Annotated in this window: 22 protein-coding genes and 1 tRNA gene; 7 read left to right on the forward strand and 16 right to left on the reverse strand. The window is 66.6% G+C overall.

What is annotated here, in order from left to right:
* The first annotated feature begins 95 nt into the window (after positions 1–95).
* Together ACPXCB_RS07470 and ACPXCB_RS07475 are read left to right on the forward strand one after the other, a co-directional pair.
* On the forward strand, positions 96–491 hold the full coding sequence (locus tag ACPXCB_RS07470) for a hypothetical protein (RefSeq protein WP_393172297.1): 396 nt from the start codon (positions 96–98) through the stop codon (positions 489–491).
* A 105-nt stretch (positions 492–596) separates the two neighbouring features.
* Positions 597–872: a phospholipase D-like domain-containing protein gene (locus tag ACPXCB_RS07475; RefSeq protein WP_425873431.1), complete on the forward strand. Its 276-nt coding sequence runs from the start codon at positions 597–599 to the stop codon at positions 870–872.
* Between the two features lie 596 nt (positions 873–1468).
* Here ACPXCB_RS07475 and ACPXCB_RS07480 read toward each other — a convergent pair.
* Positions 1469–2095, reverse strand: coding sequence for a hypothetical protein (locus tag ACPXCB_RS07480; protein WP_425873433.1), 627 nt, complete (start codon positions 2093–2095; stop codon positions 1469–1471).
* Between the two features lie 919 nt (positions 2096–3014).
* Positions 3015–6347, reverse strand: a complete 3333-nt coding sequence (locus tag ACPXCB_RS07485) for an NERD domain-containing protein (RefSeq protein ID WP_425873435.1) — start codon at positions 6345–6347, stop codon at positions 3015–3017.
* A gap of 581 nt (positions 6348–6928) precedes the next feature.
* Here ACPXCB_RS07485 and ACPXCB_RS07490 point away from each other — a divergent pair.
* Both ACPXCB_RS07490 and ACPXCB_RS07495 read left to right on the forward strand, forming a co-directional pair.
* Positions 6929–7306: a hypothetical protein gene (locus tag ACPXCB_RS07490; protein WP_425873437.1), complete on the forward strand. Its 378-nt coding sequence runs from the start codon at positions 6929–6931 to the stop codon at positions 7304–7306.
* Between the two features lie 13 nt (positions 7307–7319).
* A complete protein-coding gene (locus tag ACPXCB_RS07495) occupies positions 7320–7844 on the forward strand; it encodes a hypothetical protein (RefSeq protein WP_425873438.1) in 525 nt (174 codons plus the stop codon).
* A 183-nt stretch (positions 7845–8027) separates the two neighbouring features.
* Here ACPXCB_RS07495 and ACPXCB_RS07500 read toward each other — a convergent pair whose 3' ends face one another.
* The 5 genes from ACPXCB_RS07500 to ACPXCB_RS07520 all read right to left on the reverse strand — a co-directional run bounded on the left by ACPXCB_RS07500 (position 8028) and on the right by ACPXCB_RS07520 (position 13439).
* The gene (locus ACPXCB_RS07500) at positions 8028–9500 is read right to left on the reverse strand and encodes a tyrosine-type recombinase/integrase (protein ID WP_425873440.1); all 1473 of its coding nucleotides are present in this window, start codon (positions 9498–9500) and stop codon (positions 8028–8030) included.
* Positions 9497–9913: a helix-turn-helix transcriptional regulator gene (locus tag ACPXCB_RS07505; protein ID WP_425873442.1), complete on the reverse strand. Its 417-nt coding sequence runs from the start codon at positions 9911–9913 to the stop codon at positions 9497–9499. The genes ACPXCB_RS07500 and ACPXCB_RS07505 overlap by 4 nt, the downstream gene beginning before the upstream one ends.
* Positions 9910–10815 (reverse strand): DUF2637 domain-containing protein, encoded by a 906-nt coding sequence (locus ACPXCB_RS07510; RefSeq protein ID WP_425873967.1) that lies wholly within the window; start codon positions 10813–10815, stop codon positions 9910–9912. The genes ACPXCB_RS07505 and ACPXCB_RS07510 overlap by 4 nt, the downstream gene beginning before the upstream one ends.
* Before the next feature lie 387 nt (positions 10816–11202).
* A complete protein-coding gene (locus ACPXCB_RS07515) occupies positions 11203–12090 on the reverse strand; it encodes a replication-relaxation family protein (protein WP_425873444.1) in 888 nt (295 codons plus the stop codon).
* Positions 12091–12641: 551 nt separating this feature from the next.
* Positions 12642–13439 carry a DeoR family transcriptional regulator gene (locus ACPXCB_RS07520; RefSeq protein WP_425873446.1) on the reverse strand — a complete coding sequence of 266 codons (798 nt, stop codon included), beginning with the start codon at positions 13437–13439 and terminating at the stop codon, positions 12642–12644.
* Between the two features lie 469 nt (positions 13440–13908).
* On the opposite strand from ACPXCB_RS07520, the gene ACPXCB_RS07525 reads away from it, so the two are divergent.
* Positions 13909–14448 (forward strand): NUDIX domain-containing protein, encoded by a 540-nt coding sequence (locus ACPXCB_RS07525; RefSeq protein WP_425873448.1) that lies wholly within the window; start codon positions 13909–13911, stop codon positions 14446–14448.
* Positions 14449–14524: 76 nt separating this feature from the next.
* On the opposite strand, the gene ACPXCB_RS07530 is transcribed toward ACPXCB_RS07525, so the two are convergent.
* From ACPXCB_RS07530 to amcA, 8 genes are all read right to left on the reverse strand, one after another.
* On the reverse strand, positions 14525–14977 hold the full coding sequence (locus ACPXCB_RS07530) for a SitI3 family protein (protein ID WP_425873450.1): 453 nt from the start codon (positions 14975–14977) through the stop codon (positions 14525–14527).
* Between the two features lie 10 nt (positions 14978–14987).
* Positions 14988–15386, reverse strand: a complete 399-nt coding sequence (locus ACPXCB_RS07535) for a hypothetical protein (protein WP_425873452.1) — start codon at positions 15384–15386, stop codon at positions 14988–14990.
* Positions 15387–15544: 158 nt separating this feature from the next.
* Positions 15545–16072, reverse strand: coding sequence for a DUF6244 family protein (locus ACPXCB_RS07540; RefSeq protein ID WP_425873454.1), 528 nt, complete (start codon positions 16070–16072; stop codon positions 15545–15547).
* Positions 16073–16170: 98 nt separating this feature from the next.
* Positions 16171–16725 (reverse strand): class IV adenylate cyclase, encoded by a 555-nt coding sequence (cyaB, locus tag ACPXCB_RS07545; protein WP_425873456.1) that lies wholly within the window; start codon positions 16723–16725, stop codon positions 16171–16173.
* A 13-nt stretch (positions 16726–16738) separates the two neighbouring features.
* Positions 16739–17788 carry an aldo/keto reductase gene (locus ACPXCB_RS07550; RefSeq protein WP_425873458.1) on the reverse strand — a complete coding sequence of 350 codons (1050 nt, stop codon included), beginning with the start codon at positions 17786–17788 and terminating at the stop codon, positions 16739–16741.
* Between the two features lie 14 nt (positions 17789–17802).
* Positions 17803–19449, reverse strand: a complete 1647-nt coding sequence (locus ACPXCB_RS07555; RefSeq protein WP_425873969.1) for a B12-binding domain-containing radical SAM protein — start codon at positions 19447–19449, stop codon at positions 17803–17805.
* Positions 19450–20041: 592 nt separating this feature from the next.
* Positions 20042–20359 (reverse strand): hypothetical protein, encoded by a 318-nt coding sequence (locus tag ACPXCB_RS07560; protein ID WP_358168310.1) that lies wholly within the window; start codon positions 20357–20359, stop codon positions 20042–20044.
* Positions 20356–20517 (reverse strand): multiple cyclophane-containing RiPP AmcA, encoded by a 162-nt coding sequence (gene amcA, locus ACPXCB_RS07565; RefSeq protein WP_358168309.1) that lies wholly within the window; start codon positions 20515–20517, stop codon positions 20356–20358. The genes ACPXCB_RS07560 and amcA overlap by 4 nt, the downstream gene beginning before the upstream one ends.
* Before the next feature lie 425 nt (positions 20518–20942).
* Between amcA and ACPXCB_RS07570 the strand changes: the two genes are divergently transcribed.
* Positions 20943–22280, forward strand: coding sequence for a hypothetical protein (locus ACPXCB_RS07570; protein WP_425873461.1), 1338 nt, complete (start codon positions 20943–20945; stop codon positions 22278–22280).
* Positions 22277–22852: a flavoprotein gene (locus ACPXCB_RS07575; protein ID WP_425873462.1), complete on the forward strand. Its 576-nt coding sequence runs from the start codon at positions 22277–22279 to the stop codon at positions 22850–22852. Before ACPXCB_RS07570 ends, ACPXCB_RS07575 begins: the two co-directional genes overlap by 4 nt.
* Positions 22853–23025: 173 nt before the next feature.
* On the opposite strand, the gene ACPXCB_RS07580 is transcribed toward ACPXCB_RS07575, so the two are convergent.
* Positions 23026–23101: transfer RNA gene (locus tag ACPXCB_RS07580), tRNA-Lys, on the reverse strand.
* Between the last annotated feature and the right edge of the window lie 64 nt (positions 23102–23165).

Here is a 23165-nt window from a genome sequence, read left to right on the forward strand (position 1 = left end):
CCGGGAGCCTCCTCCTATGTCGACAGACCCTTCCCCGCACCCACCGTGACCAGGCCCATCACGATGAAAAGGGCTCACTGTAAAGGAGTCTGAAGATGGACCCGATCAGCCTGGCGATCGCCACCGGCATCGCGTCGAAAGGCAGCGAGCTGGCCATCGACCATGGATCGCGCGCCTGGCGGCGTCTGACGCAGATCGTCAAGGAACGCCTCCGCCGCGATCACGACGGCTCGGAGTTGCTCCAGGGATCAGCACTGACCGAACTGGGCGCGAACCAGATCAACCACCTCAGCGAGATCCTCACTGCGCTGCGGCAGCGCGACCGAGGCTTCGACGAGCAGCTGCGGGGCGCATGGCAGGAGGTCATCGATCTCCGCCGTACCGATGGACAGGTCAACAACATGATGACCGGCACCGCGGGCGGCCACGTGATCCAGGCGGGTCACATCTCAGGCGGAGTCACGTTGGGCAAGGTTCATCCGCTCTCCTGAGCATGGCCCGGGTCTGACGTGGCGCACCATCTGCGAGTCCAGGACCACCGCTGACGGGCTCGCGTTGCTACCCCGGGCCGTGCGAACCCGTTCCCGCAGCAGATCGTGGATCCGCTGCGTGGTCCCGTCTGCTTCCCACTTCGCGTAGTAGGTCTGCCCCTCCTCGCCGGAAACGCGCACGCTGCGTTGCACGCGAAACTCATCGCCGCCGACAGCAGGGTCGCGCTGATCAGCAGCGCCAACCTCACCGACCGGGCACTGTCTCACAACATCGAGGTCGGCGTGGTGCTCCACGATCCGGAGGTGGCGCGAAAACTCGTCGCGCACTTCCAGGCCCTTACCGATTCCCGTACTGGCGTGTTGCAGCAGCTAAATAAGTAGCGAACACCCAGCGAAACACATCGGTCTACCGGAGCTGGCGAAGGCCGGCGGCGTCGGGTACGTGCCACGAGCCTGGACGCGCTACCGGATGAACGGTTGGGTGGGCCTGACCCGGGACACCTACACCAGCGTGTCTCCCGGCTCGCAGGCGCGGAGGCCGTAACGGGTCGCCCATGGCATCCCTCGCGCCGTCCAGGTGATACCGGAGGCGGCGACCGGGACGCTCGGTTCCCCTTAGGCCGAAACGAAGCTGCGCGCCCTTCCCTCAGGGAAGAACGCGCAGCTTGATGCTGGTGCGCCGCCAGGGACTCGAACCCCGAACCCGCGGATTAAGAGCATGATCTTGGCCGAGTCACCCGGTCCAACCGGGTCGCGTGAGTCCATCTGTTCGCTGTGATGGCCCAGTTCGATCGAGTCGGCATCCAGTCAGTCCACCCAACCATGGACCCGTCCACGGCGCCCGAGCACCCGCCGAGCACCCGGGTGAGACGGCGAACCAATCTTGCAGATTGGTAGGAACAATCAACCCTGCCTCATCACAGTCGGGAGCCGGTTAGACGCAAGACTCGGTTACGGAGGATAGCGCTTTCGAGTCGTCACATCAGATGATTGCGGTTCCAACGCAGCAGATCCGTGCACGCCGCGATGGCGGCGTACAGATCCTCGCGTAATCCAGCCATGGTGACTAGTCGGGATTCACGGGTTCGGCGGTCCACTAGTTGCCACTCAACTCGTCGGGTCTTACCTGGTCCGTCAGGGCGCGGATAAGCATCACCAATGACACGTATGATGCTTCCGTGTGCTAACTCGTTTCGACGCCTCACAGCAGCCCACAGCGACTCGCGCGGGAAGCTGCTGTTTGCTTCCAAGTAGCCACCACTCGACAGAAGCGACTCAACATGATTTAGTCGTTTGCCGATCATCCACCGGTCTATCTCACGTTGACGCCTTTCGGGATCACCCGGCCTCTCTAGCTGCAGGATAACGTCTCCGAGAAGATTTTCTAAGACGGTGCTCTGAGTTATAACGAGACCTCGCCGTTCATCAAGTGCGCTGCGTTCAGCAACCTCTTCCCAGTCAACGTCGGACGCATCGTGGAATGAGAGGAGAAGGTCGTAGTCGGAGAAGACGCTCAAAGGTTCGTGCGAGCCGTCGTCGAACGACACCTCCACGACCTCAACCGACATCTCCTCAAGGGCTCGGATGCTGTTCTCGTCCAGCATCCCGGAATAAACCCAGTCAACGGCGTACGAACAAGTAAGGTCGGGATAATCTGGCGTTCGAAAGTGGCAGCGCCAGCCATCAGCGCTGGGAACTAACTCCGAACTCCCGCGCTGCACGTCACCGTGCCGTGGGCACCGCATGTGTGCGACGGATGGAACCGCTTGCCAGCGACGAAGTAGCGCGACTTGCTCAGGAGCAAAGGGTCCGTGCACCTTTGGCGTGTGGGTCGGAAGTCCCAGAACGATTCGAAGGGCCACGAAATATCTCCACCATCTCGTACCGAAAGGCCAGCTCGGTGTGAATCTGCCGCTACTCCTACACTGCCGTAGCACCACCATCGTGTGTAGCTGGCTATGCCACTTGGACCTCGTTGATCTCGCAATATACCAGCTTGTCGAGGGCGTTCCGGGAGCCAGGAAAGTCAGGGATCGGTTCGGTGGGCTCGTCGTCAAGGGTGAAGTCGGGGCGTGCGCTGCGGATCTAGCTCCTCATATCCTCGGAGTCGATCGAATTGTCGAGCCGGGTCTCGATGGTCCTCGAGCAGTAGGAGGGCGGCATCGCGGCCTGCCCAGGTGGGGCGATCAAGCAAGAAGGAGCGCTTGAGCCACATGATCTTCGCGCTGGTTTTCTCAGCGGTGGCCTCCCGCAGTACGCCGCTGAATCTGCCGCGGTTCCTCAGAAGAGGAGACGGAAGTTGGCGTCCATGGTCTCCGTCGCTTGGCCCGAGGGCGTCCTTACAGCGAACGACGTCGAATACACTCCGGGCTAAGCCAACCTTGTCGAGGTGGAAGCCCTCGACCAGTCTTGCTGCCGCGCGTTCGAGCGCGCCGTGGGTGTCTGAGTAGTCGCCGAGTTGATGTCGGGCATGCGTCGGCGGCCGAGTTGAGCCTCCAGCGACTGCACCGGGCTTATCGTTGCTCATTTCGCAAGCCGCCTGATAGCGGCGATGGCTGCGCGACCGTGCTGGCGGTCATCGACAAGCGGATGTAGCAGGTCAGCGGATGCTGCCGTGCCGACCTCGCCCAGGACTTGAATGATGAAGTCTGTCCGGTCAAAGAAGGCGTGGGGGTGGGGGAGAAGCGAGATGAGCTGGTCATCATGCTGGAGGCTCCACTCGCAGATGAGCCGAACGTCGGTGCGACCTGTCTCGATCATCCTCTTTATGAGTGGCAGCTCTTCTGGCTCGCGATAGTGGTCCGATCCAGTGATCCAGAAAAGCGCATCTGCGGCTGCAGGTAGAGCTTCCGTGCGGAGCTTCGCCCAGCTCGCCGCGTAGTTTTTGGTCGGGTCGACTCGATGGGTCTCAGCGCGGTAGGTCCAGAACAGGATTTCGCCGAGAATCTCCCATGCGCGAGAGGCGTCATTCTTGGGTTCGGCAAGTTGCGGCGGCTCCGCTACGTGCTGAGCCCAGCCTTTGATGCCAACTCGATAGTTCGCGGCGGTCTCTTGCACCCCCGGCCCTACTATCAAGCGTGTCGCCCAACGCTCGAACGCCGGCAACGTCGAGGGGTCTTCAAGTTGGATCAGGTCTCTCAGTAGTGTGTCCATGAAGAATGTCGAAGTCTCGTCGGCGAATGCGGCAATCGTTAGCAGTTGCGCTTTGGCGGCGCTCTCCAGCTCCTCGATCGCCGCCCAATACGGGGCGGCGATTGGATCCTCGAACTGACTGCTGTAAATACCGTAAGCCGCATTGCTGCTTACTTTCGTTCTCGGCGATTGAATGATGGCTTGGATGGCTTCACTTACGAAACCGTGATCATTTTGGTCCTCTATAAGCCCAAAGGCGTACATCGTTTCCACTAGCTGACTGGAGATGAAGATGTGCTTGGGCTCAAATTCCAAAAGCTGACCGATGATGTCATCGCGTATCGGATCGCCCTCGACCGTCTGCGAGTACCGTCGGACGGTGTCGAGGCCGTCAAGTTGTATGTGGTAAGCCTCACTCGCCAGGCAAAGTCGGAGGAACTCTGGTAGGAGGGCACTGGCTGCTGGGTCGTTCGTTGACCGCAGGAGATGGCACAACAGGAGTAGGCGTCCGTAGGTCCGATCTGTAGTCGCAGCGAGGATCTCCGCTAGACTCTCTACCGCAACTTGGTCCTCGCCGCTCTCATGCCGGTACCAGTTATCCATGCCAGCTCGGTTGACGGCGTCGAGTACTACTGCCGCTGGCACTTTGGTGTGATTTCCGAATCCCCGCAGGGTACAACTCACGACTATGCTCGGCGGCGGTCGAGTTCCTTCACGCTGCTGCTGGACGGCGACGGACCGCCGACATGCGCGGTCGGTCGCGTCGATGACTTCAACGACGAGGCCCAACGAAAGGCCGCGCGGAGCGAGTGTGCCAAGCGCTCCGAGCACGGCAATGTCAGCTGGCGACAGCTCTGTGCCGTTGACTACCTCCAACTGGAGGCCCTCACCGAAGAATCTGTATTCAGTTCGGTCTAGGTCGTTGACGACCGTCCGAGTAACGCGTCGCGCCGCTGCCGCGCTAACCCTTGATGCCAGCTCGCCTGCGGCACCCATGAGCGCGGCTGCATAAAGACGCCGGTCATGCATCGCGTCCAGTAGCTGGGTCAGTCGAGGCAGATCGTCTTCCAGTTCGATCGCAAGCGCCGCCAGGTCGTGATTCCGTGGCAAGGTGAGCTGCGCGGCAAGCTCGGTTGCCGCCGCGGACGCGATTGACAATTCCTCGGCCACGAGGTACCGGCCGAGTAGTTCATGGCCGAATGCGACGCGGCCGTCACTGAGTTCCAGAACGGAACACCGCATCACATCGTCTAGGACGCCGATCGGTGCCCCAATGTCGTTCAAATAGCGCTCGATAACTCGTATGGCATCGTTGACGGGCAGTGAAACCACAAGGCGATGACCCATCGTGCTTGCGATGCGCCGAAGTGCCTGGCGGCAAATGGCAGGTGCGGAACGATCTTGCAGGCGGCGCCGCAGGAATGCGGCGAATAGTTTCGCCCGGGTCGGCGCGCCGTCGATTTCGAGGGCGCATTCTGCGGCGATAGCCAGTTCGTACGCGGTTGAAAATGGCTCGCATTTATCTTCGATGGCCGGCGCGCCGTATGAGGTGAGCAGAGCGACGCGCTGGTCTGATGACAAGACTGTCGTTTGCACCGTGATTGCCCCAGTTCTAAGCGGAGGTGACGGCACAGACTGGCTGGTTACCAACACGAGGGGATCGAGGCGAAGATCTAACGCCCTAACGTCTCCCACGAACTGTTCACGCATTGCTTCTGGGCATTCGTTCAGTCCATCCAAGACGATCAGAAGTCGGCGCCCAGTACGTCTGATGGCCTCCTCTAGCTGCGTGAACGTCTTCGTGCTGAATCGGGCTACGCTCCTGTTCAGCAAGGTCGACAGTCGGCCGTCGTAGCTTCTGACGGCCACCCAAACAGGTACCAGTTCGTCGGACATAGCCAGCGTGGAATGCCGGGCGAGGTGACTCTTCCCGCTGCCAGACTGCCCGACGAGCAGCACCATGCCCGCGTCGCGGGCGAGCCTCACAACCTCATCGTGCAGGATGTCGTTGCCGTCACCGACGAGCGACAACGGAACTAGCGGCGGCAGGCCGGCGCTATAGAACTCGCGGTATCGCCGGAGATAGTCCTCGACCTCCAATGCTCGATCCTCGGATGAGAGGCCGGCGTCGCCGATCGAGGATCTGGCGTTCGTCAACGATCGCGCCCTTATGAACTCGTCCCAGTGTCTCCGCGTCCACGGCGCTGGGTCGCCAGCGGACAGCAGCAGCTGCACGAAGGCCGGGTAGCCCATCGTGCTGACCCTGTAGTCAGATGGCACCTGCGATTTCGGGTCGAGCGTCGGGAAGACAACCACGACAGTGTCGATGTGCTTGTAGAACTTGTCTCGCACTGGTCCGGGAAGGCCTGCTGCCACGAGGTCGTGCATATCGTCACTGATCGCAAACGTGCAGGTAGCGGCCTGCGAATAGGGATTCTGCCGCTCGATCACACGCAGCGAGCCATCCTCGTCCTGAGTACTCCACGGCCCGTTCGTGCCGCCAACGAGGATCCCCCGGTAGCCCTTCAACTCAACGTGGCAGACACGAGCATCCGTCACGATGAGAAAGTCCACCTGCCGTGTCCCACGCCCGGTATAGAAGTTCGCCAGCACGAGCGCAGAGACACCTGCCCGGTCAAGATCTGCCTGCAGCGCTGCCAGAAATTGCAGCTCGGACCGTTCGAGAGGCTCGCCTCCCCAGAAGATGTCGATGCTCGCGGCCATCAGCTTCCACCATGCGTGAAAAGGACACGACGACAAGACGTCAGGGTGACTGAGAGTACGCTGCATCTATGACAGCCACCACTGCTGATGCGACTGTCCAGCATCAGCAGGGCAGACCGAGCTGCCCAGTCCGTCATGCTGGAGGCCCAAACGTCAACCGAATCAGCGCCAACGAAGGCGTGCCGCCGCTCGGCCAGGCTCAGCGCGACGGCGACACCTCCTCGGCGCCTGCGCCACGTGCCTTGCCTGAGCCTGACGGGTGGGCGCCTGAAGGGCTACGACTTGCGGGCCATGAGGGTTCCGGTATCGCGTGAGCCCCGGCGTTCGGGCATTCTGTGCTCATGCTCGTGGTTGTGGCCCCGCTATCGGGTTCCTCGGACTCTGGCTGGTTCCGGTGGATGCCCGTGGCGTCAGCCGTCGTCGCAGTGTTCGCGCTGCTGGTTGCGCTGTCAAACCGCAACACTTCACGGCGCGCGTTGGCCCTTTCCTTGCAGCAGGAAGAGCGGCGAGCGGCCCGGTTGAACGTCACCCTTGATGACTCCGCATCATGGCGTCGTAGGGACGCGCCACGGTGGGTCGGCATGAAGATCCTCGCGGTCAACCCCACTGACCGTGATGCCGCCATTGTCAGCGCTGATCTACACATCGCCTACATCCTGCAGTCCGGTCACGCGATGACGGTCAAGGTTCGCCACGAGACCACCGGCGATGCGTTTCCGACTGAGGTGGAGGCTCTGGACCTGCCTGCGCGGCTGCAGGCCAACGGCGCGGTCGCCGGTTGGCTGACGTTCCGGCTACCTGCCGACTTGTTCCCTGCGGGTTCGGGGATTCATCGTTATGACGCTGTTCTGCAGGACAGCCGGGGTATCGCCGCGACGGTCAGCGCGTCTGTTCTACGAGAGGCGGGTCATGATCAGAGGACGGAAGACCAAGAAACGTCCGACGAGACGGAGCGTTGATCCTGCCGACATCGTGCCCGTCGTCGCGGACGGATCGATTGCTGGCCCGATCGCTGACGGCCGACTGGTGCCGTTGGTCATCATCGATACCACCACCCGGCCTGACCTCGATGAACTGGTCCGGCTACACGATCACCTGTCACCTGGTGATGTCACATACAGGTGGGGCCAGGTAGAGCGTGACGACGATCAGGTGGCCCTCTCGCTACAGTTCATCCGTCCGATCGAGGTCCGCGCGACCCTGTTGTTCAGCATCGAGCGCGAGGGCATCATCGTCGACGCCGCTCTCAGTAGCCGGGCTATCTACCTTCAGCCGGGTCGGCCGGGCGACCGCCTGAAGCAGGACATGCACCGACCGAAGATCCTCATCGAGACGCCCGACGACGATTTCCGGGACCGATGGGAACGTGTCGTGACGCAGCGCTTGGCCAAGGTAATACGCCGCCGGGAGCGGATGCCGCGTGCAGAAGCGCGTCAACTGGCCACAGAGTGGCTTGACCAGTCGCGCAGCCTGAGCCGTTTTCGAATGCCAACGTAAGGCACTACCGCGTCAACGGGCGGGCGGCCAGGCCTCCTGGCCACAGGGCCTCCGCATCCCTCGGCGACGGCTCGAGTGATCCGCGGCTTCTCTTTATCGAGGTCAAGGTGCTGATACTGCGTAGGGCCAGCCGACGACTTCGCCGGCTGGCCCTACGCAGCGAATAGGCGGTGAACCTGCGAACTATGCCGGCCTTGCGGTTCCACCGCGTCTTGGGACGACGGCGGCGGTGGCTTCGGCGGCGGCGTGTGAGAGTTCGGGTAGGACGTCGCCGTAGAACTTGGCGGTGAAGTGGGGGCTTGAGTGGCGGAGTCGGTTGGAGATGACTTTCATCTGGACGCCGGCGGCGAGGCCCATGGTGGCGGCGCCGTGGCGGAGGTCGTGAAGCCGGATGGGTGGTAGCCCGGCTTGGGTGGCGAGGTGGTGAAAGTGGTCGGTGACGTCGGCAGGGTGAAGCCGCCCACCGGTCGGGGTGGTGAACACCAGGCCGGTCTTGGTCCAGGCGGCACCCGCCGCGAGGCGTTCGCGGTGTTGCCGGCTGCGGTGGGCGCGCAGCACCGCGATGGTCTCGGTGTCGATAGCGACCGCGGCTTCGCTGTCGGTGCTCTTGGGGGTGTCGATGGCGGTGGCCCAGCCGTGTTGGACGAGTTGCCAGCGGACGGTGAGGGTGGCGGCGTCGAGGTCGAGGTCGTCCCAGTGCAGGCCGCATGCTTCGCCTCGGCGTAGGCCGGTGAAGGTGATGAGGTGGTAGAGGGCGTAGAGGCGGTCGCCTGCGTCGTGGGTGTGGTCGAGAAACCGGCCAGTGTGTTCGGGGGTCCAGATCATGACGGGGCTGGGAGTCTTGCCGCTGTCGCGCCACGTCTTCACGCGTTGCTCGGTCCAGACGGTGGGCTTGGGTGGCCGGGCTCGGGGGAGCTCGACCATGAGGGCGGGGTTGGTGTCGATGTAGCGGTGGCGGCGCATTGCGTCGTTGAGGGCCTTGCGGAGGGTGGCGTGGATGAGGTGCAAGGTTCTCGGGCCGACGATCCGCTGGTTCTTGACCTGGTCGCGTTTGGCGGGGTCGCGACTGGCGCGCAGGGTGGTAATGGTGGTGTTGCGCTCGTCGATGGCGTCGTACATGGCGTCGATGTGGCCGGGGCGGAGTCGGTCGATGCGCAGGTGGCCGAGGTGCGGGATCAGGTACAGCCGGATGTGCCCTTCATAGGAGCGCAGGGTGCCTTTCTTGATGTTCTTGCGTCCGGCGAGCCAGTGGGTGAGGTAGTCGGCCACGGTCGGTAGCTCGGTTGGGGTGATGTCCAGGTGCAGCGCCCGCCGGACCTTGTCCGGGCTCGGGACGGGCGCGCCGGTTTTGACGGCAGTTTCGATCAGGTCACCGGTCTTGACGGTGGTATGCGGGTCGGTGGGGTCGGGGACAGCGAGCGCGGCGCGGATGCGGTCCAGGACAGCATCCGCATCGGCCTGGGTGTCGTAGGGGCCGTGGCGTAGCGGGCGGCGGGTGCCGTCGGCGCGGGCCGGGAGTTCGATCTGCCAGTGCCATTGGCCGTGGTTGCGGGACCAGCCGCCGCCGGATCGGCGAAGCTGAGGACAGGAGCGTCCCAGTCGCCGGCCCGTGGTGGTGTCGCGGCAGCCGCAGCGTTTGAAGGTGGATCCCTTCACTCATCGTCTCCTGGATGCTCGGTACGGTGCCGCCAGCGCTGGTGGGTGGAATCCGCTGGTGGCGGGGTCGTCGCATCCACGCTCACCTTCACGTCGGGATCAAGTCGCCGACTATCGGGGGTTGGGGCAGAGCTGTCGAGCAGGAGGAGTTGGAGGAGGCCGGCGACCGGGACGATGATGCGGCTGCCGGCGCGGATCAGCGGTGCGGGGAAGGTGTCGGTGGCGGCGAGCCGGTAGGCCTGGGATCGGCTGATCCCGAGGACCGACGCCGCGGTGGCGAGGGTGGTGGTCACGCCGAGGGCGCGGACACGATTGACGGTCCACACCTCGTGGGCGGCCGGCGCGACTGCGGTGGAAGTGATGTCTGTCGTGGTGTCGGAGGTCTGCTCAGCTGGATTCACGTAGGTGCTCATGATTCGGGGTTCTCCTGCCCGTTCGGTCTGGAATTCATGGGTTCGAGAGGCGCAGAGCTCGTGGGTCGGGGCAGCCCAGCGCTGTCTGGCGCGGTGACGCCCGCCGGTCGCTGCCGGCTTGACGGCGGTCGTGGCGTCAGGCTCACCGGTGGAGTCGGAGCATCTTGTGATGCGGGCGCCGGGGCCACCTCAGCTTTGAGGATCTTGAGGAGTTCGGATACCCGGGTGTTGGACACGGTGTAGCCCGTTGCACGGAGGGCTTCGGCGAGCGCCGCCCGGGTCAGCGCCTGCCCGTCCGCAGCGAGTCGGTCCCGGACGCGTCGCGCCGCCGGCAGCAGGTCGGCCACGTCGCCGGAGTGCTGCGCGGACCGTCCCCTGCCTGCTTTGCGGTGACGGCGGTCCCGTCCGAGAGGTTGGTGGGCGGCATCCGATAGACCGACCGTCCGCGCGGCGGACCGCTCCCCCGCCGTACCGCCGGACCGCGTCCGCTCGGCCGGTCCGCTAGAAGGCGTAGCCTGCGCGGTCCGGTCCGGCAGAGGGTCTGCGGTCCGGGCACTGTTGGTTGGGGTCGTGGTGCCGGCGTAGCCGAGGGCGACCTTGACCATGACGAGGAAACCGAGCGCCGGCACGGCCGCAGCGATCCAGCCGATCGGAGATGGTTCGGCCTCGACGACCTGCGCGGCGAGAGACAGTGTGACCGCGCAGGCCAGCACGGTCGCGGGGAAGACCGTCGAGGTGTGGGCGCGTTTGCGGCGGCGCAGTTCCAGGCCGGAGGCGATGGACATCAGCTCCAGCACGACCGCGTCGGCCCAGGCCAGCCACCCGGGTTGGCCGTGGGCGGCGGCGACGTTGTGGACGTGGGTGAAGCTGGCCGCCCCGGCCGCCCCACCGATGGCCAGCATGATCACGATCTGAACGCCGCCCTCGACTCGACTCGAGCGCGGACCAGGGGTCGGGTCAGATGCCGATGGTGTCGTGGCGGACCACCTCCCCGAACCGGACCGCGGCGACAGCTGGTCCACCAGTCGAGCCGGTCCCGGCAGCACCGAGGTCGGTCCGGGCATCCCCATCGCGGACCGCGGCGAAGGGGAACCAACCGCCGGTCGTGGACCAGCCGCAGACGGCCCGGGACCATACCTCCGTCCCACCGCAGACGGAACGGTCCGCCGCTCTTACCGCTCTGTCAGCCACAGCCGACCGGACACTGACAGAACAGTGAGAGTGGCCAGATATTGCTGTCCTACGCGCAGGCGAGGTACCGTCCGCGGCCGCTTGGCCGCTGCCGGCCCTCACGCCGCCTCGCCCGGGTGGTCCTGGCCACCGACGACATAAGCGGCCAGGTCGGCCAGACGCCACCGCTGCCCTCCCCCGCCGGACAGGACCCAGACCGCCTCAGCGGGGCACAGTCCCGCCGACGCGGCATGATCGCGGGCGCCGGTGGCTACGGGAATCCGCGGCGGCGTGTCGGCGAGCAGGCGGCGCAGATTGCGCTCGCGGGCAGCGGAGTGCAGCCAGAACAGCAGCGGCCACGCCCGCCCGATCGTGGCGAACAGCTCCCGGTAGCCGGCCAGCTTGCCGACCAAGACCGACAGCTGCTCGCCGCCGGTGTCGTACTCGACGAAGAACGGCACGGTAACGCCGTTCTCGGCCCACAGGCCGTAGCCGTCCGGGCGGACCCGCGGCTGGTAGCCACGCACCAGACCCGGATCATCCGGCCGGGTGAACGTGCCGGCCCGCTGGCACACCGCCTCCGGCCACCACTCGCTGAGTTCGGCATCGGGATGGGTGCGGGCATAGCCAGCGAGCTGTGTGAAGAAGCCGTTCACCCCGAGCCGGTGAGCCAGGGTGCGGCTGGATGTCCACCGCCGCCGCTCGATACGGGCGTGGTCGCGCCGAGGTGGGCGCTCGTCGCGGCCGGCGGCGACAACCTCGGCGCCGAGCTGGTCGATGACGTAGTGGTACGGGTACGAGCCGCCGTCGGCGCGCTGCGGCCGGAACCGGGCCACCAGCCGCAACCGGTACAACGTGCGCAGCCGGCGCTGGCAGAAGTCCAGCGACGGGAACAACGCGCGAGCGATCTGGAAGGACGTCAACACGCCATGGTCGTACAGCCAGCCCAGCAGCACCCGATCGCGGCCGGTCAGCTGCGACTGGACCCGCAGAACCGGATCTTCCACCAGCCACCACCTCCCTGCGAGCGGATGCCGCTGCCCAGGGGGAGAGACCCGAGACCAGGCAGGGGTCTGTCGCAGGACAAGCCGACGGCGCTGACAGACGCGCTGACCTGCGGTGTGAGAGGAAACAGGGGGTCGGTTCGGGGGTCCGGCTGAAGACTGACGTCAACGCTGACGCCAAGCCCGACCCCCGAACGGGGATCAAGCCGGAACTCGTCACCGCCAATGCCTACGGCAATAGGTGAAGGTGTCGACGAAAACACGTGAACTCCTTGGTTGAGGATGTGGAATGTGGTGCTGGCGGCCTGGTCCGGGCACGACAGCGCCGCCGAAGCGGACAGTGCCCGGTGAGATGCATCCGGCGCCGCCCCTGCCGTGGTCGCCGTCAGCGGCGCGTGAGTGCCGACCGCCGGGAGCACCGGCGCGACGAATGGCCTTGGGACAAGCGCACAGAGGTAGCCGTTGGCGGGGTGAGGGCTAGTCTCCGTCGCTGGTGAGGTCTCGCACCATGCCGCTGGCGTCGATCGCGGCCCGGGAATCGTGACGTGGTGCGGTCAGGATCCGACCTCGATGAGGCGACGCCTGCCACTCTCGCCCGGTACCTGCCATACCTGATCGTCCGGCCAGTGGCGATACAACAACTGCTGCGTGGTCGTGGCGGCAACGTTCCGCAGCGGCTCGCGGAGCAGGTCGGCCCGCAGTCGTTCCTCCCGCTCGGCGTCCTGAGCGATCACCAGAACCGCCCCGACCGGCACCAGCCGGCCCGCGCGCCGGTAGCCCGCCAGCAGACCACCCGGACCTGACGTCGACCGCTCGTGTTGAGCGACGACGCCGCCGCTCGGGCCACGGTCGACGTGGACCAGGAACCGCAGGCACCGCCCGTCCTGCAACCAGACGCCGTACCCGTCGGCCCGCACCTGCGCCAGGTCGTGCTGACGCAACCACGCCGAGGTGTCCATCATCGCCAGCCACTGGAACAACTCGCACCGCCCCGGGTTGCGCCGCGACACCTCCACCAACGGCAGGAACAGCAGGGCATCCGCCCGACCGGAGGAACGCTGCCCCAGCCGCAGCGGAACCGGTCGCCCCGACGCTGTCAGGGCTCGCCGGAGCACGTCGGTTCCCTCGGCAGTGACCTCGTACCACCAGGTGTGGGTCCGGTCCTCCGCCGAGCGATCGCGGCGCACCAGTCCCGCCTCTTGCAGCCCCACCAGGTCCCGGTGAGCCGTCAGCCGCGACACTCCGCAGACAAGCGCCACGTCCAGCGTCGTCGCGGCACCATGCTGCGCCAGGTACGACAGGATCCGCCACCGCCGCGGGGACAACCGCCCCGTGGCACCCTGGTCGCCCATTCCCCGATGATCCTCCTGGCGTCGACAGTCCGACATCCCGTCCCTGACAGCCGTAACAGAGAGTGGTCAATGCGCCGACGGGAACATCGGAAGCCGGGACCGCCGTGACCGCACACAGCGCTCGCCTTCGGCCGTCATACGAGGCGTCGGCGGGCCGTGCGAGCACCCGCATATCCAAACCGTGGTTTTGGGGCCGATTTTGGAGATCACTGTTCAGTGAATCAGCCGAAGAGCCGAGGACAGAAAACGCAGTACGGTCAATTCAGACCGCCGTTAGTTGATCTCCCCAATCGGCGCCGTACTGCGGCGCCGATCTGGCAGAGGCCCGAGGCAAAGCCAGGCAAACTCGACGATGCAGCGCCACGCGCCGCAGTGACGGTTACTCCGAGTAACAACGTCCGGGATAACGTTGCCGCGTCTTCCTTCAGAAACGGGCGATGCGCCGGGGCACGCCCGTAGGGTCGGTCGCGTGGCCGAGACGCAGACCAAAGCGGACCTGTACTACATCGCCAGCGTGACGCGGGTCCGCGCGGCGGCCGGCGTGATCCTCCGCGACCAGACCGGCCGGGTGCTGCTGGTCCACCCGGCCTACAAAGACGTGTGGGAAGTTCCCGGCGGAACCGTGGAGCCGGACGAGTCCCCGGCAGACGCCTGCACCCGCGAGATCCAGGAAGAGTTGGGTCTGTCGATACCCGCGGGAGCGCTGCTGTGCGTCGACTGGGTACCGGCGAGCCCGCCGTGGGACGGCGGACTCATGTTCGTCTTCGACGGCGGGGCGCTGACGGCGGATCAGATCGCGGCGATGCGACTGTGCCGGGACGAGTTGGACGGCTTCGAGTTCGTCGAGCCGGAACGCCTGGACGAGATGTTGATTCCCCGACTGGCTCGGCGGGTCACCGCGGTCTCGCCGCTATCGGCCATGGCGGTGTCTACCTCGAGGATGGAGTCGCGACCTCGACCAGTTAGTCGTCAACGCGGAGCCTCGCCGCAGCCCGGTACCGGGACATAGAGGTCCACCTGCACACGAAGCCGGAGATGTCTCCTTACGCCAGCGGCGTCGTCGCCGACGACCGGCTCCGAACCACTCACCGATCGACAAGATCTTCCCCGCCGTGCACGCTCCACCAACTCGGCGCGTGCCTGCGCAGCGTTCGCGAGAAGCGGGTCAGCAGCAACCAGTCGGCGTCGAGGATCAGCGCGGCGTCCTCCGACCGCTCGTCCAGCACCCGGGCCACGGACGCCAGCATCTCCCGCGTCGCCCGGTCGGAGGATTCGTCCTTCCCCAGCCGGAAGCCGATGGTGACGTACCGCTCCGGTTCCCACTCCCACATCGAGCCGTCACCATCCTCGGCCTCGAAATAGCCGTGGGAACCGGCGTAGATGCTCACCGTGTAACCACACCGATCGCTGAGGTCCGCACTCAACACCCGTGGCCTGCCATGTACCGCCGAATCCTCGGCACTGTCTGGGGCGACGACGCCGGCCAGCACATCGAGCGGAACGTCGCCGGCCAGCGTCAAGCGGTACTCGGTCGCCATGGGTAGCCCTTCAGTCTCGTCGCAGGATCTGGATTATCGCCCCGCTTCGCGTCACCGCCACCAGTTCCTTCAACCCTGCGATCGGCCAGTCGTCGAACTGCCTCTGCAACGCCGGGAGATCGCCGCGCCAGTCGTGGAGGTTGACCACCACCCGTTGGGTCTGCTCGCTGGTGATCTTGTCGGACACCCCGCTCCACACGCCTCGCACGCTCTTCGCCGGCGTCGGGGAGTAACAGTCGAAGACGTGGCCCTCGATCAGGTAGTCGGGATCCTTGCCCGGCTTGCCGGAATCACCGGTACCGAGACGGGCGTCAGCGACCTCCTGCCTGGTCGGGTTCTGGTGGAGTAGGTATCCCTCGGCGGCGACGGTATCGGCACACTGGTTCTCCAGTTCCAGGGAGCGCCGCACGCGCGCGTCTTCCCTTGGAGGAGTCCGGGTACGCCGGCCGGTAGGCGAACCGCCGCGCTCTCCGGTCGGCTTGCGCGTCCACGGCGTCGTCACGCCCCTGCCGGGGGATGATGTGTTAACCGAGGCAGGGCTGGTCGGTGCGGCACCGCCAGCCCCGCTCAGTTTCCCGAAGACCCCAGCTGTCGTGCCTCGGCGATCGCCGCATCAACGGCCTGGCGGGTGGTGGCGGTGCGCTGAACCAGCATGACAAGCACCTGTTTGATGCTCTCCAGGGCCTGCAGTAGCGGCCCTGGCTGTCCACCCTGCAGGACCCCGACGACAAGCTGCTGCGCCTCACCGACCTGGGTGATCGTGGCGGCCGTCTGGTCGCGGATGCCGTCGACCGCACTCTGCACCGGAGTCAGCCCGGTGATCGTCTCCCCCGGACTGGCCTGCTCCGGGACACCAGCAGCCACCTTCGCGGCATCACCGACAGCACCAGCTAGACCATCCAGTCCACCCTGGATGGTGGCGATGGCTCCGCGAACCCGCGCCACACCGGCAGCGACCGCCGCGAACCCGGCACCCGCCGCCCGCAGCGCGATCTCCTGCGCCTGCTGATCAGCAGCCGCAGCCAGGGCCTGCGCACGCTCGACCCCGGCGGCCAGCGTACGTAGCTCCGTAGTGATCTTCTCGACGTGCGACACGCTGCCGGATCCCTCCATCTGGCCACGAGAGCTCTCAGGAGGGTTGAACCTACCGGCACGGCACCGACGCCACCAGACGTCGCAGAGCAAGTAAGCGATCAGTGGTCGCGGCCGAGAAGCATGTGCGGGTACCCCTTGTTGATCTGCTCGCCGAGCTCGATGCCGAGGGCGACGATGAACGCGTCCAGGCGTTGGATGGCGTCGCTCACGTCCTCGGCGTCGCCCTTGAACTCGAACTCGACGAAGTCGCCCGCATCCACGACGTGGTCGAGGACGATCTCGACGTCCGGCAAGGTCCATGCCTGGCGGGTCTTGTCGACCGTCACCAAGGGCTGGAAATCGAGGGATTCCAGCAGGAGGCGGATGGCCTCGGCGTCCCCGACGGCGGTTTCATACTCGTCGGCGTGGGTCTTGACCACTGCATCAACGGGGTGCCAGCGCTTGAAGTTGATCGACGCTCCATGATCTTCCATACGGAGACGCAGCCAGTCGGAGATCACGTCGGAGGCGAGGAAGTCGCGGTGCGGGGCGTTGTAGTAGGCATCTACCTGCCGGGTGGGCTCGCCGGGTTTCGCGCCGAGTTCGGCGAGCCTGGCCTTGAGAACCTCGGCATCGGATAGGCGGTACTTCTTCTCGACCTCGATGTAGCGCACGGTGTTGTTCCTATCAGTCGGTGTATCGGTTGCCGTGGAGCACGGCGCGGATCTGCGTGATGTCGTCGGTTTGGAGAGGATCGTCGAGTGCCGCGATGATGGCGTCGATCTGGTTGGCGTTGCGAAAGCCGGCGAGGATCGCGGCGTCGGGTGCGTGGTGCAGGGCGTACTGCACGCAGAGGCGGACCATAGCGCTGGTGCCGTTCCCGTAACGGTCGCGCAGGGGCGCGAGTCGGGTGTGGACGTGGCGGCGGTGGTCCGGCGTGAAGGCCGGGTCGGTGCTGCGGTGGTCGGCGGCGCTGTACCGCCGCTGGTCGGGGCCGGATCCGGTTTGGAGCAGAATGCCCTTCCCAAGGACCTGCTTGATCAGAACACCGATGCCGTTGCGATGGGCGAAGCGGAAGATGTCGGTCTCGCGGTCGCCGTACGGCCGGCTGAGCAGGTTGTAGCGGGCGGTGAGCACGTCGGGGCGCACCTGGTCGAACAGGTACAGCCAGCGGCGTGTCTCAGTCGCCTCCGGTCCGTCCGCAGCGGCCCATTCCTCGGCGAACCGGTGTGGTGCCCGCATGCCGACCGCGCGAATGACCCCCTGGCCGCGCCACGTGTGCATGAGGTCGACCGCGTCGGGCAGGTACCGGTCGTCGGGGCCGAAGTCACTGCTGTGGAGGAAGTAGATGTCGAGGTGGTCGGTGCCGAGGTTGCCCAGGGTCGTGGCGAGTTGCGCGCGCATCTGTGCAGGGTGGTAGGGGTGAGGGGCGGTGCCGGCGAAGTAGCCGACCTTGCTGGAGATGGTCAGGCCCTGCCGTGGGGCGAGGCGGAGAAGCCGGCCGAGGAGGCGTTCGGAGTGGCCGAGGCCGTATACGTCGGCGGTGTCGTAGAGCGTGACGCCCCGTTCGAGGGCGCGTACGAGTCCGACGAAGGCTGTGTCGGGGTCGACGCCGTCCCAGCCGATCGGGGTGCCTCGGTTGGTGGTCGCACGGCCGCCGATGGTCCAGCAGCCGGCCCCGATGACGGAGACGTCGGCGTTGAGGCCGGCGAGGTGGCGGCGCGGCAGGGGGCTCATGGGGTCGGGTCCGTTCAGGTTCCGCACGGGTCCGCCGCATTGATCAACTGCCAGCCGTGGGCGGCGGCCCATCGTCTGTGCTCTTGCCGGAGGATGTCACGGCGGTCGGCCGGCAGGGCCGCGGTGACCGTAGCGACGACCGGTGCCAGGTCGCTGCGCAGCTGGATCAGAAGAATGTCGGCCGCGCCCTGGCATCGCGCGTCGAGATCACCGTCGTCCGCCGCGCTCGGATCGGTGCGGGAGAGTTCGTCGAGCATCGTGCCCAACAATTGGTAGGCGGCGTCCTTCAGCAGCCGACGCAGGTCGCGGACCATGGCGTACGGCCGGCCGGTGAGGATCTTCTCTAACGACTTGAGGGTGTAGTCCAGCGCGAAGTTCCGGTCGATCCACAGCTGGGAGCGGCGGGCGAGGACCCCGATGCGCCAGTCCGCGTAGCGGGCCTCGACCCTTCCCATCGACGGGTCGGCCCGCCCGGTGAGTCCGGCCGCTTCAGCGCGGCGGGTGTAGGCGGCACCGATCAGGCATTCCATGCCGACGAGCAGATAGCTGATGCCGGTGTAGAAGGGACGTCCTGCGGTGTGGGCGGCGACCCACCGCTCGTCGTGGACCCCATCGATGATTTCGGCGACACTCAGCTGGGGTTGCGGTTGCAGCAGCAGGTCGGTGCGGCCCTGGAAGGCGTACGTCTGGCGTAGCTCGGCGGCGGTCATCAACTGGTCGAAGGTGATGTAGGTGAATCGCGGTGGCACGCCCAGTGCGGTTAGGGTGCGGATGGCCAGGGCGTTCTGCTCACCGGTGGTCTCCTTGTTGAAGCGGTCCAGGATCGAGGTCACCCCCGATTCCACGCCGAACAGACAGCGCCGCAGCTTCCGCTCGACCAGGCCCCGCCAGAGGTGACCGCGGTCGAGGTGCCAGGCTCGGTCCCGGTCGGGACGGACGACCTGGTCGACCCGGCAGCTCGTCTCCCAGGTGAAGCCCGCCTGGGCGAGGGTGTCCGCGACCTGCAGGGCGCGGGTGGCAGCGTCATCGCCGCGTCCGATGAACTCCTCGTCGACCAGGTAGATCGTCCTGTTCAGATCCGGGTGCCGGTCAAACACCGCACCCATCTGACGCAGGAGCCAGGGCAACGCGTCGGGACGCGCCGCCGCCCATTGCCCCTTGTGCCCGCGGGGGCAGAACGAGCAGTAGTTGGTGCAGCCCCTCGACGACTCGAGTTGGGCGACCCCACGGTGCGCGAAGGTGCGGTCAAGCAGATCCAGTTCCGGCCACATGTCGGTCTGCGACCGGTTCGCCACGGTCGCGGTCCGGCGGGAAAGATTGATCGGCAGCACGGTGCGCGACCGAGCGGTGTCCCGGAAACCAAGGCCGCGGATCTGCCCGACGTCCAGGTCACCATGCCAGTAAGCCAGCACGTCGGCGATCGTGGGTTCTCCCGCTCCCCTGCAGATGAGCAGGTTCGGATAGCGGTCCAGCAGGATCCGCTCGTTGCGGACGGTCAGCGAACCGCCGGCGACCACCAGGGGCGGCCGGTCGAGGTCCGTGACCGCGTCCAACAGGCGGACGGCGAGGTCATGCTGGCCGAAGGTCACCGACACGCCCAGCACCTCCACCCCGTCACGGACCCGATCGACAATGTCGTCCAACCCGAAACCGAGCTGCATATCCATCAGTTCGACCTGCCCGAGCAGGGTCGACCGGGCCGCTCGGGCCAGGTCGGAGATCGCCAACGGAAACCGGGGAAGCGGGAAGTGCTCCGGGTGGTACAACGACGCCAGCAGCAGCCTCGGCCGCAGCAGCCGTCGCTGGCCCGCTGGCGTGAGTTGCGCGGTGGACAGCCAACTGTCCGGGTCGGTCACCGTCAGGTGGCCGACGGTCCACGCGGGCCATGCCCGGCTGCCGTGCGGCTGCCCGGAAAGATCGGCGGCTGTCCATTGTCCTGACGGTTGTTGGATGAGGACCAGCCTGCGGTCCAGGGTTCCGGTCACCACCACCGTCCGCTCCTCCCCCATTGTCGAACTCAGGGCGGCTCGTAGGGCGTTCGGATCCTCCAGCGGCACCGCCGCCAACGGCTCGCGACGGGGCGGGATGCAGCCGGCGGCGTGCGCGCAGGCGTACAACAACCGGTCGTGGACGGACGGGAGCAGGTCACGCATGGAACACCTCCGTGACGAACAGGGGTTGGGCATGGGCGTGCGTCGCCGCCCCTGCGGCAGCGGCAGAAGAAGAGAGCGGTGAAGGGGCAGCAGGGCCCGCTCAACGCGGCGTGGTAGTTCCAGCCCCGCCGTGGTGTCGGGCGGGCCAGCCGAGGAACCGGTCGAACAGGTCCTTGACGTTGCCGACCGCGCTCGGATTGAGGCGGTGCAGGTCGTCGATGGCCTCATAGAGCAGGCCGGCCAAGTAGAGGAAGAGACCAACCGCGTTGTCGCGGTACTCGGCGACCAATGTGAGCCGCGCCCGTCCGCAGGGCCAGGGCTGCCCGCAGCGGCGGCACAACCAGAGCGGACGCAGCGGCAGATGTTCTGCCGGCACGGGCCGCTCCTGCGCGGCAGCACCGGTTTCGTTCGTATTCATCGTCGGCGGTGCTTCCGCGCCTGGTGCTCGAACAAGACCCGCCAGACGTGTGTCAACAGCGGTAGGTCGGCCGAGCCCGGTTCCGCCGACGCCGGAACTGCTGCGCAATCTGTCGTCAGCTCGCCGGTCACGGCGTACCGCGATACGTACACCGTCATGGCCGATCCCCGGCCGGCGCTGGCCTCTGTGCGCGGTGGGCTTGCCGGCGTCCCGGCAAGCCCACCGCCTTCGGCCGGCGGCTGGGAGCAGACCGCCGGTCACCCGCCCACGCAGCCCTGCTGGCGGTACGCGAACGGGGAGTCACCCGTGCGGTCGACGGAGTACCCGGCGCGAGCACTTGCCGGTGCGTCGGGTCGCGTTCCGACCTGTCGCCGATCGGCACGTCCATCTGGATCTCCCTGCCATGAGGTTGCCGCTGGCCCACCGGCGCACCGCTGGGGATCGGCGCGTCGGCACATCCAGGCTGGCTCGGGCGGTGGACGGACGGAATGTCTCGCCGGTGCACCCGCAGTGCACCTGCCGTCACCCCATGTGCGGCTACCATCACCCCCACCGATGACTGTCCGTTTCGGAAGGACGTGCGATGGCTCCGGTGACGACCTGGACCGGCCAGGACGCGAACGCGCTCCGGAATGCGCTGCGGATGAGCGTGACCGCCTTCGCCGAGTACCTCGGCGCGGCGCGGCGGACCGTGGCCAAGTGGAGCAGCCAGGGTGAAAAGGTGCGCCCCCGCGCGGACATGCAAGCTGCTCTGGACACCGTGCTGTCCCGAGCCACACCTGAGGTACGGGAACGCTTCGAGGCGCTGCGTGCGGTTGGCACCAGCGGTGCAGCTGTGGGTGCCGCGTGGCCGGATGGCGGCGCGCATGCGGATACTGGCGATGACGGAGACGGCGACTCGGACTCGGATGGTGACGTGCGACGCAGAGATCTCCTACGCGGGGCGGCAATCAGCGTCGCCGCCGCACCCAACGTCGCGCCGCTGCTCGACGCGCTCTGCTCGCCCGCGTACTCGGAGGGTGCGCCGCTGTCTTTTCCGCAGTTCACCCGAGCCGTCGGCGCCGCCAAGATCGACTATCAGGCCTGCCGGTACGAGCGCGTACTCGACCGGCTTGTGACGCTGCTGCCGTCCCTCGAACCGGTGAAGTCCGGCGCGGATGGCGATCAGCGGCCACGGGTCGAGGTTCTGGCCGCCGACCTGTACCACGTCGTCGGCAGCGTCCTGCTGAAGGTGGGCGATCACGGGATGGCCCTGGTAGCAGCCGAGAGAAGCACCAGAGCCGCTGCCAGGAGCCAGGACCCGGTGGCGATCGCCGCGAGCGCCCGGATCATGACCCATGCGCTCATGGGCAACGGCCACGACGCCCAAGCGGTGGCCCTCGCTGGAAATGCTGCCGACTCGCTCGACCGGGACACCCGCCTCGCGTCAACCGATGCGGTGGCCGTCTACGGCGCCCTCGTTCTTCGAGGGGCCATCGCCGCCGCCCGCCGGGACGACCGAGACACCGCACACGCGATGCTCGACGAGGCAACCCGCGCTGCAACCCGCCTCGGCTACGACGGCAACGACCGGTGGACCGGTTTCGGCGCCACCAATGTCGTGCTGCACCGGATCAACATCGCGCTGACCCTCGGCGACGCCGGAACAGCCATCGCGATCGCCCGCACCGTTCCGCTGGACAAGGTGACCCTGGCCGAACGCCGGGCATCTCTGCATGTCGACGTGGCACGCGCCTACACGCAGTGGGGACGCTACGAGCACGGACTCAGCGCGCTGCGCACCGCGTACGAGGTGGCACCCGAGGAGATCCGCTGCCGACCGGCGGTCCAGCGCATCGCCGGCGACCTCGCCATGCTCGCCAACGGCTCCGTCCGCACCGCCGCTGTCGACTTCGCCCACGACGCCGGGATCCGGTTATGAACGCGGGGCACCTCCAGATCGTCGTCTGTGGCGCCGGGCCCGCCACCGACGTAAACCAGCTCGTCCGGGCAGCGCAGGAGCAAGCCTGGACAGCGGCGGTCACGGCCACACCGAGCGCGATGGACTTCATCGACCCGCAGCCGCTCGAAAGCCTCACCGGTCATCCGGTCCGGTCGGCCTACCAGTCGTCGCCCGGCACCCGCCGGTCGCTTCCCGCAACCGACGCCCTGGTCATCGCTCCCGCGACCTACAACTCGATCAACAAGGTCGCCCTCGGCTTGGCCGACAACTACGCGATGACCTCGGTCGCCGAACTGATCGGCAGGCAGGTGCCGACCGTCATCGTCCCGTTCGTCAACGCCGCCCTCGCCGCGCGGGCACCGTTCCGGCACGCCGTGGCCAGTCTCCGCGACGAAGGGGTATGCGTCCTGCTCGGCCCCGACGACCAATGGGAACCGCACCCGCCCGGCAGCGGCAACGAGCGGCAGAAAGCCTTCCCCTGGACGGTGGCGTTCGACACAGCCGCCCGGCTCGCCCACGAATATCGACCGGCCGCTTCCGGCCGCATCTGATTGCGAGCGCAGCCCATGGCCCGCTATGCGTCCTACGGGGCGACCGCACCGCGTCCACGTAGCCCGGCCCCGGTCCAACGGCTCCCGAGCACCCACCGAGCAACCACCCACCGCCCGCGTACGCGAAAAAGGCCCCGACCCGGTGTGAACCACCAGGTCAGGACCTTTATTGCTGGTGCGCCGCCAGGGACTCGAACCCCGAACCCGCGGATTAAGAGTCCGCTGCTCTGCCAGTTGAGCTAGCGGCGCTCGTTGGCAACGGGGAGAAGATTAGCATGCCTCCCGAGGGGGGTTCCAATCCGATCCCCGGCTC

Origin of the sequence: Micromonospora sp. DT62, from assembly GCF_049847285.1 — a bacterium.
Classification (GTDB): Bacteria; Actinomycetota; Actinomycetes; order Mycobacteriales; family Micromonosporaceae; genus Micromonospora; species Micromonospora reichwaldensis.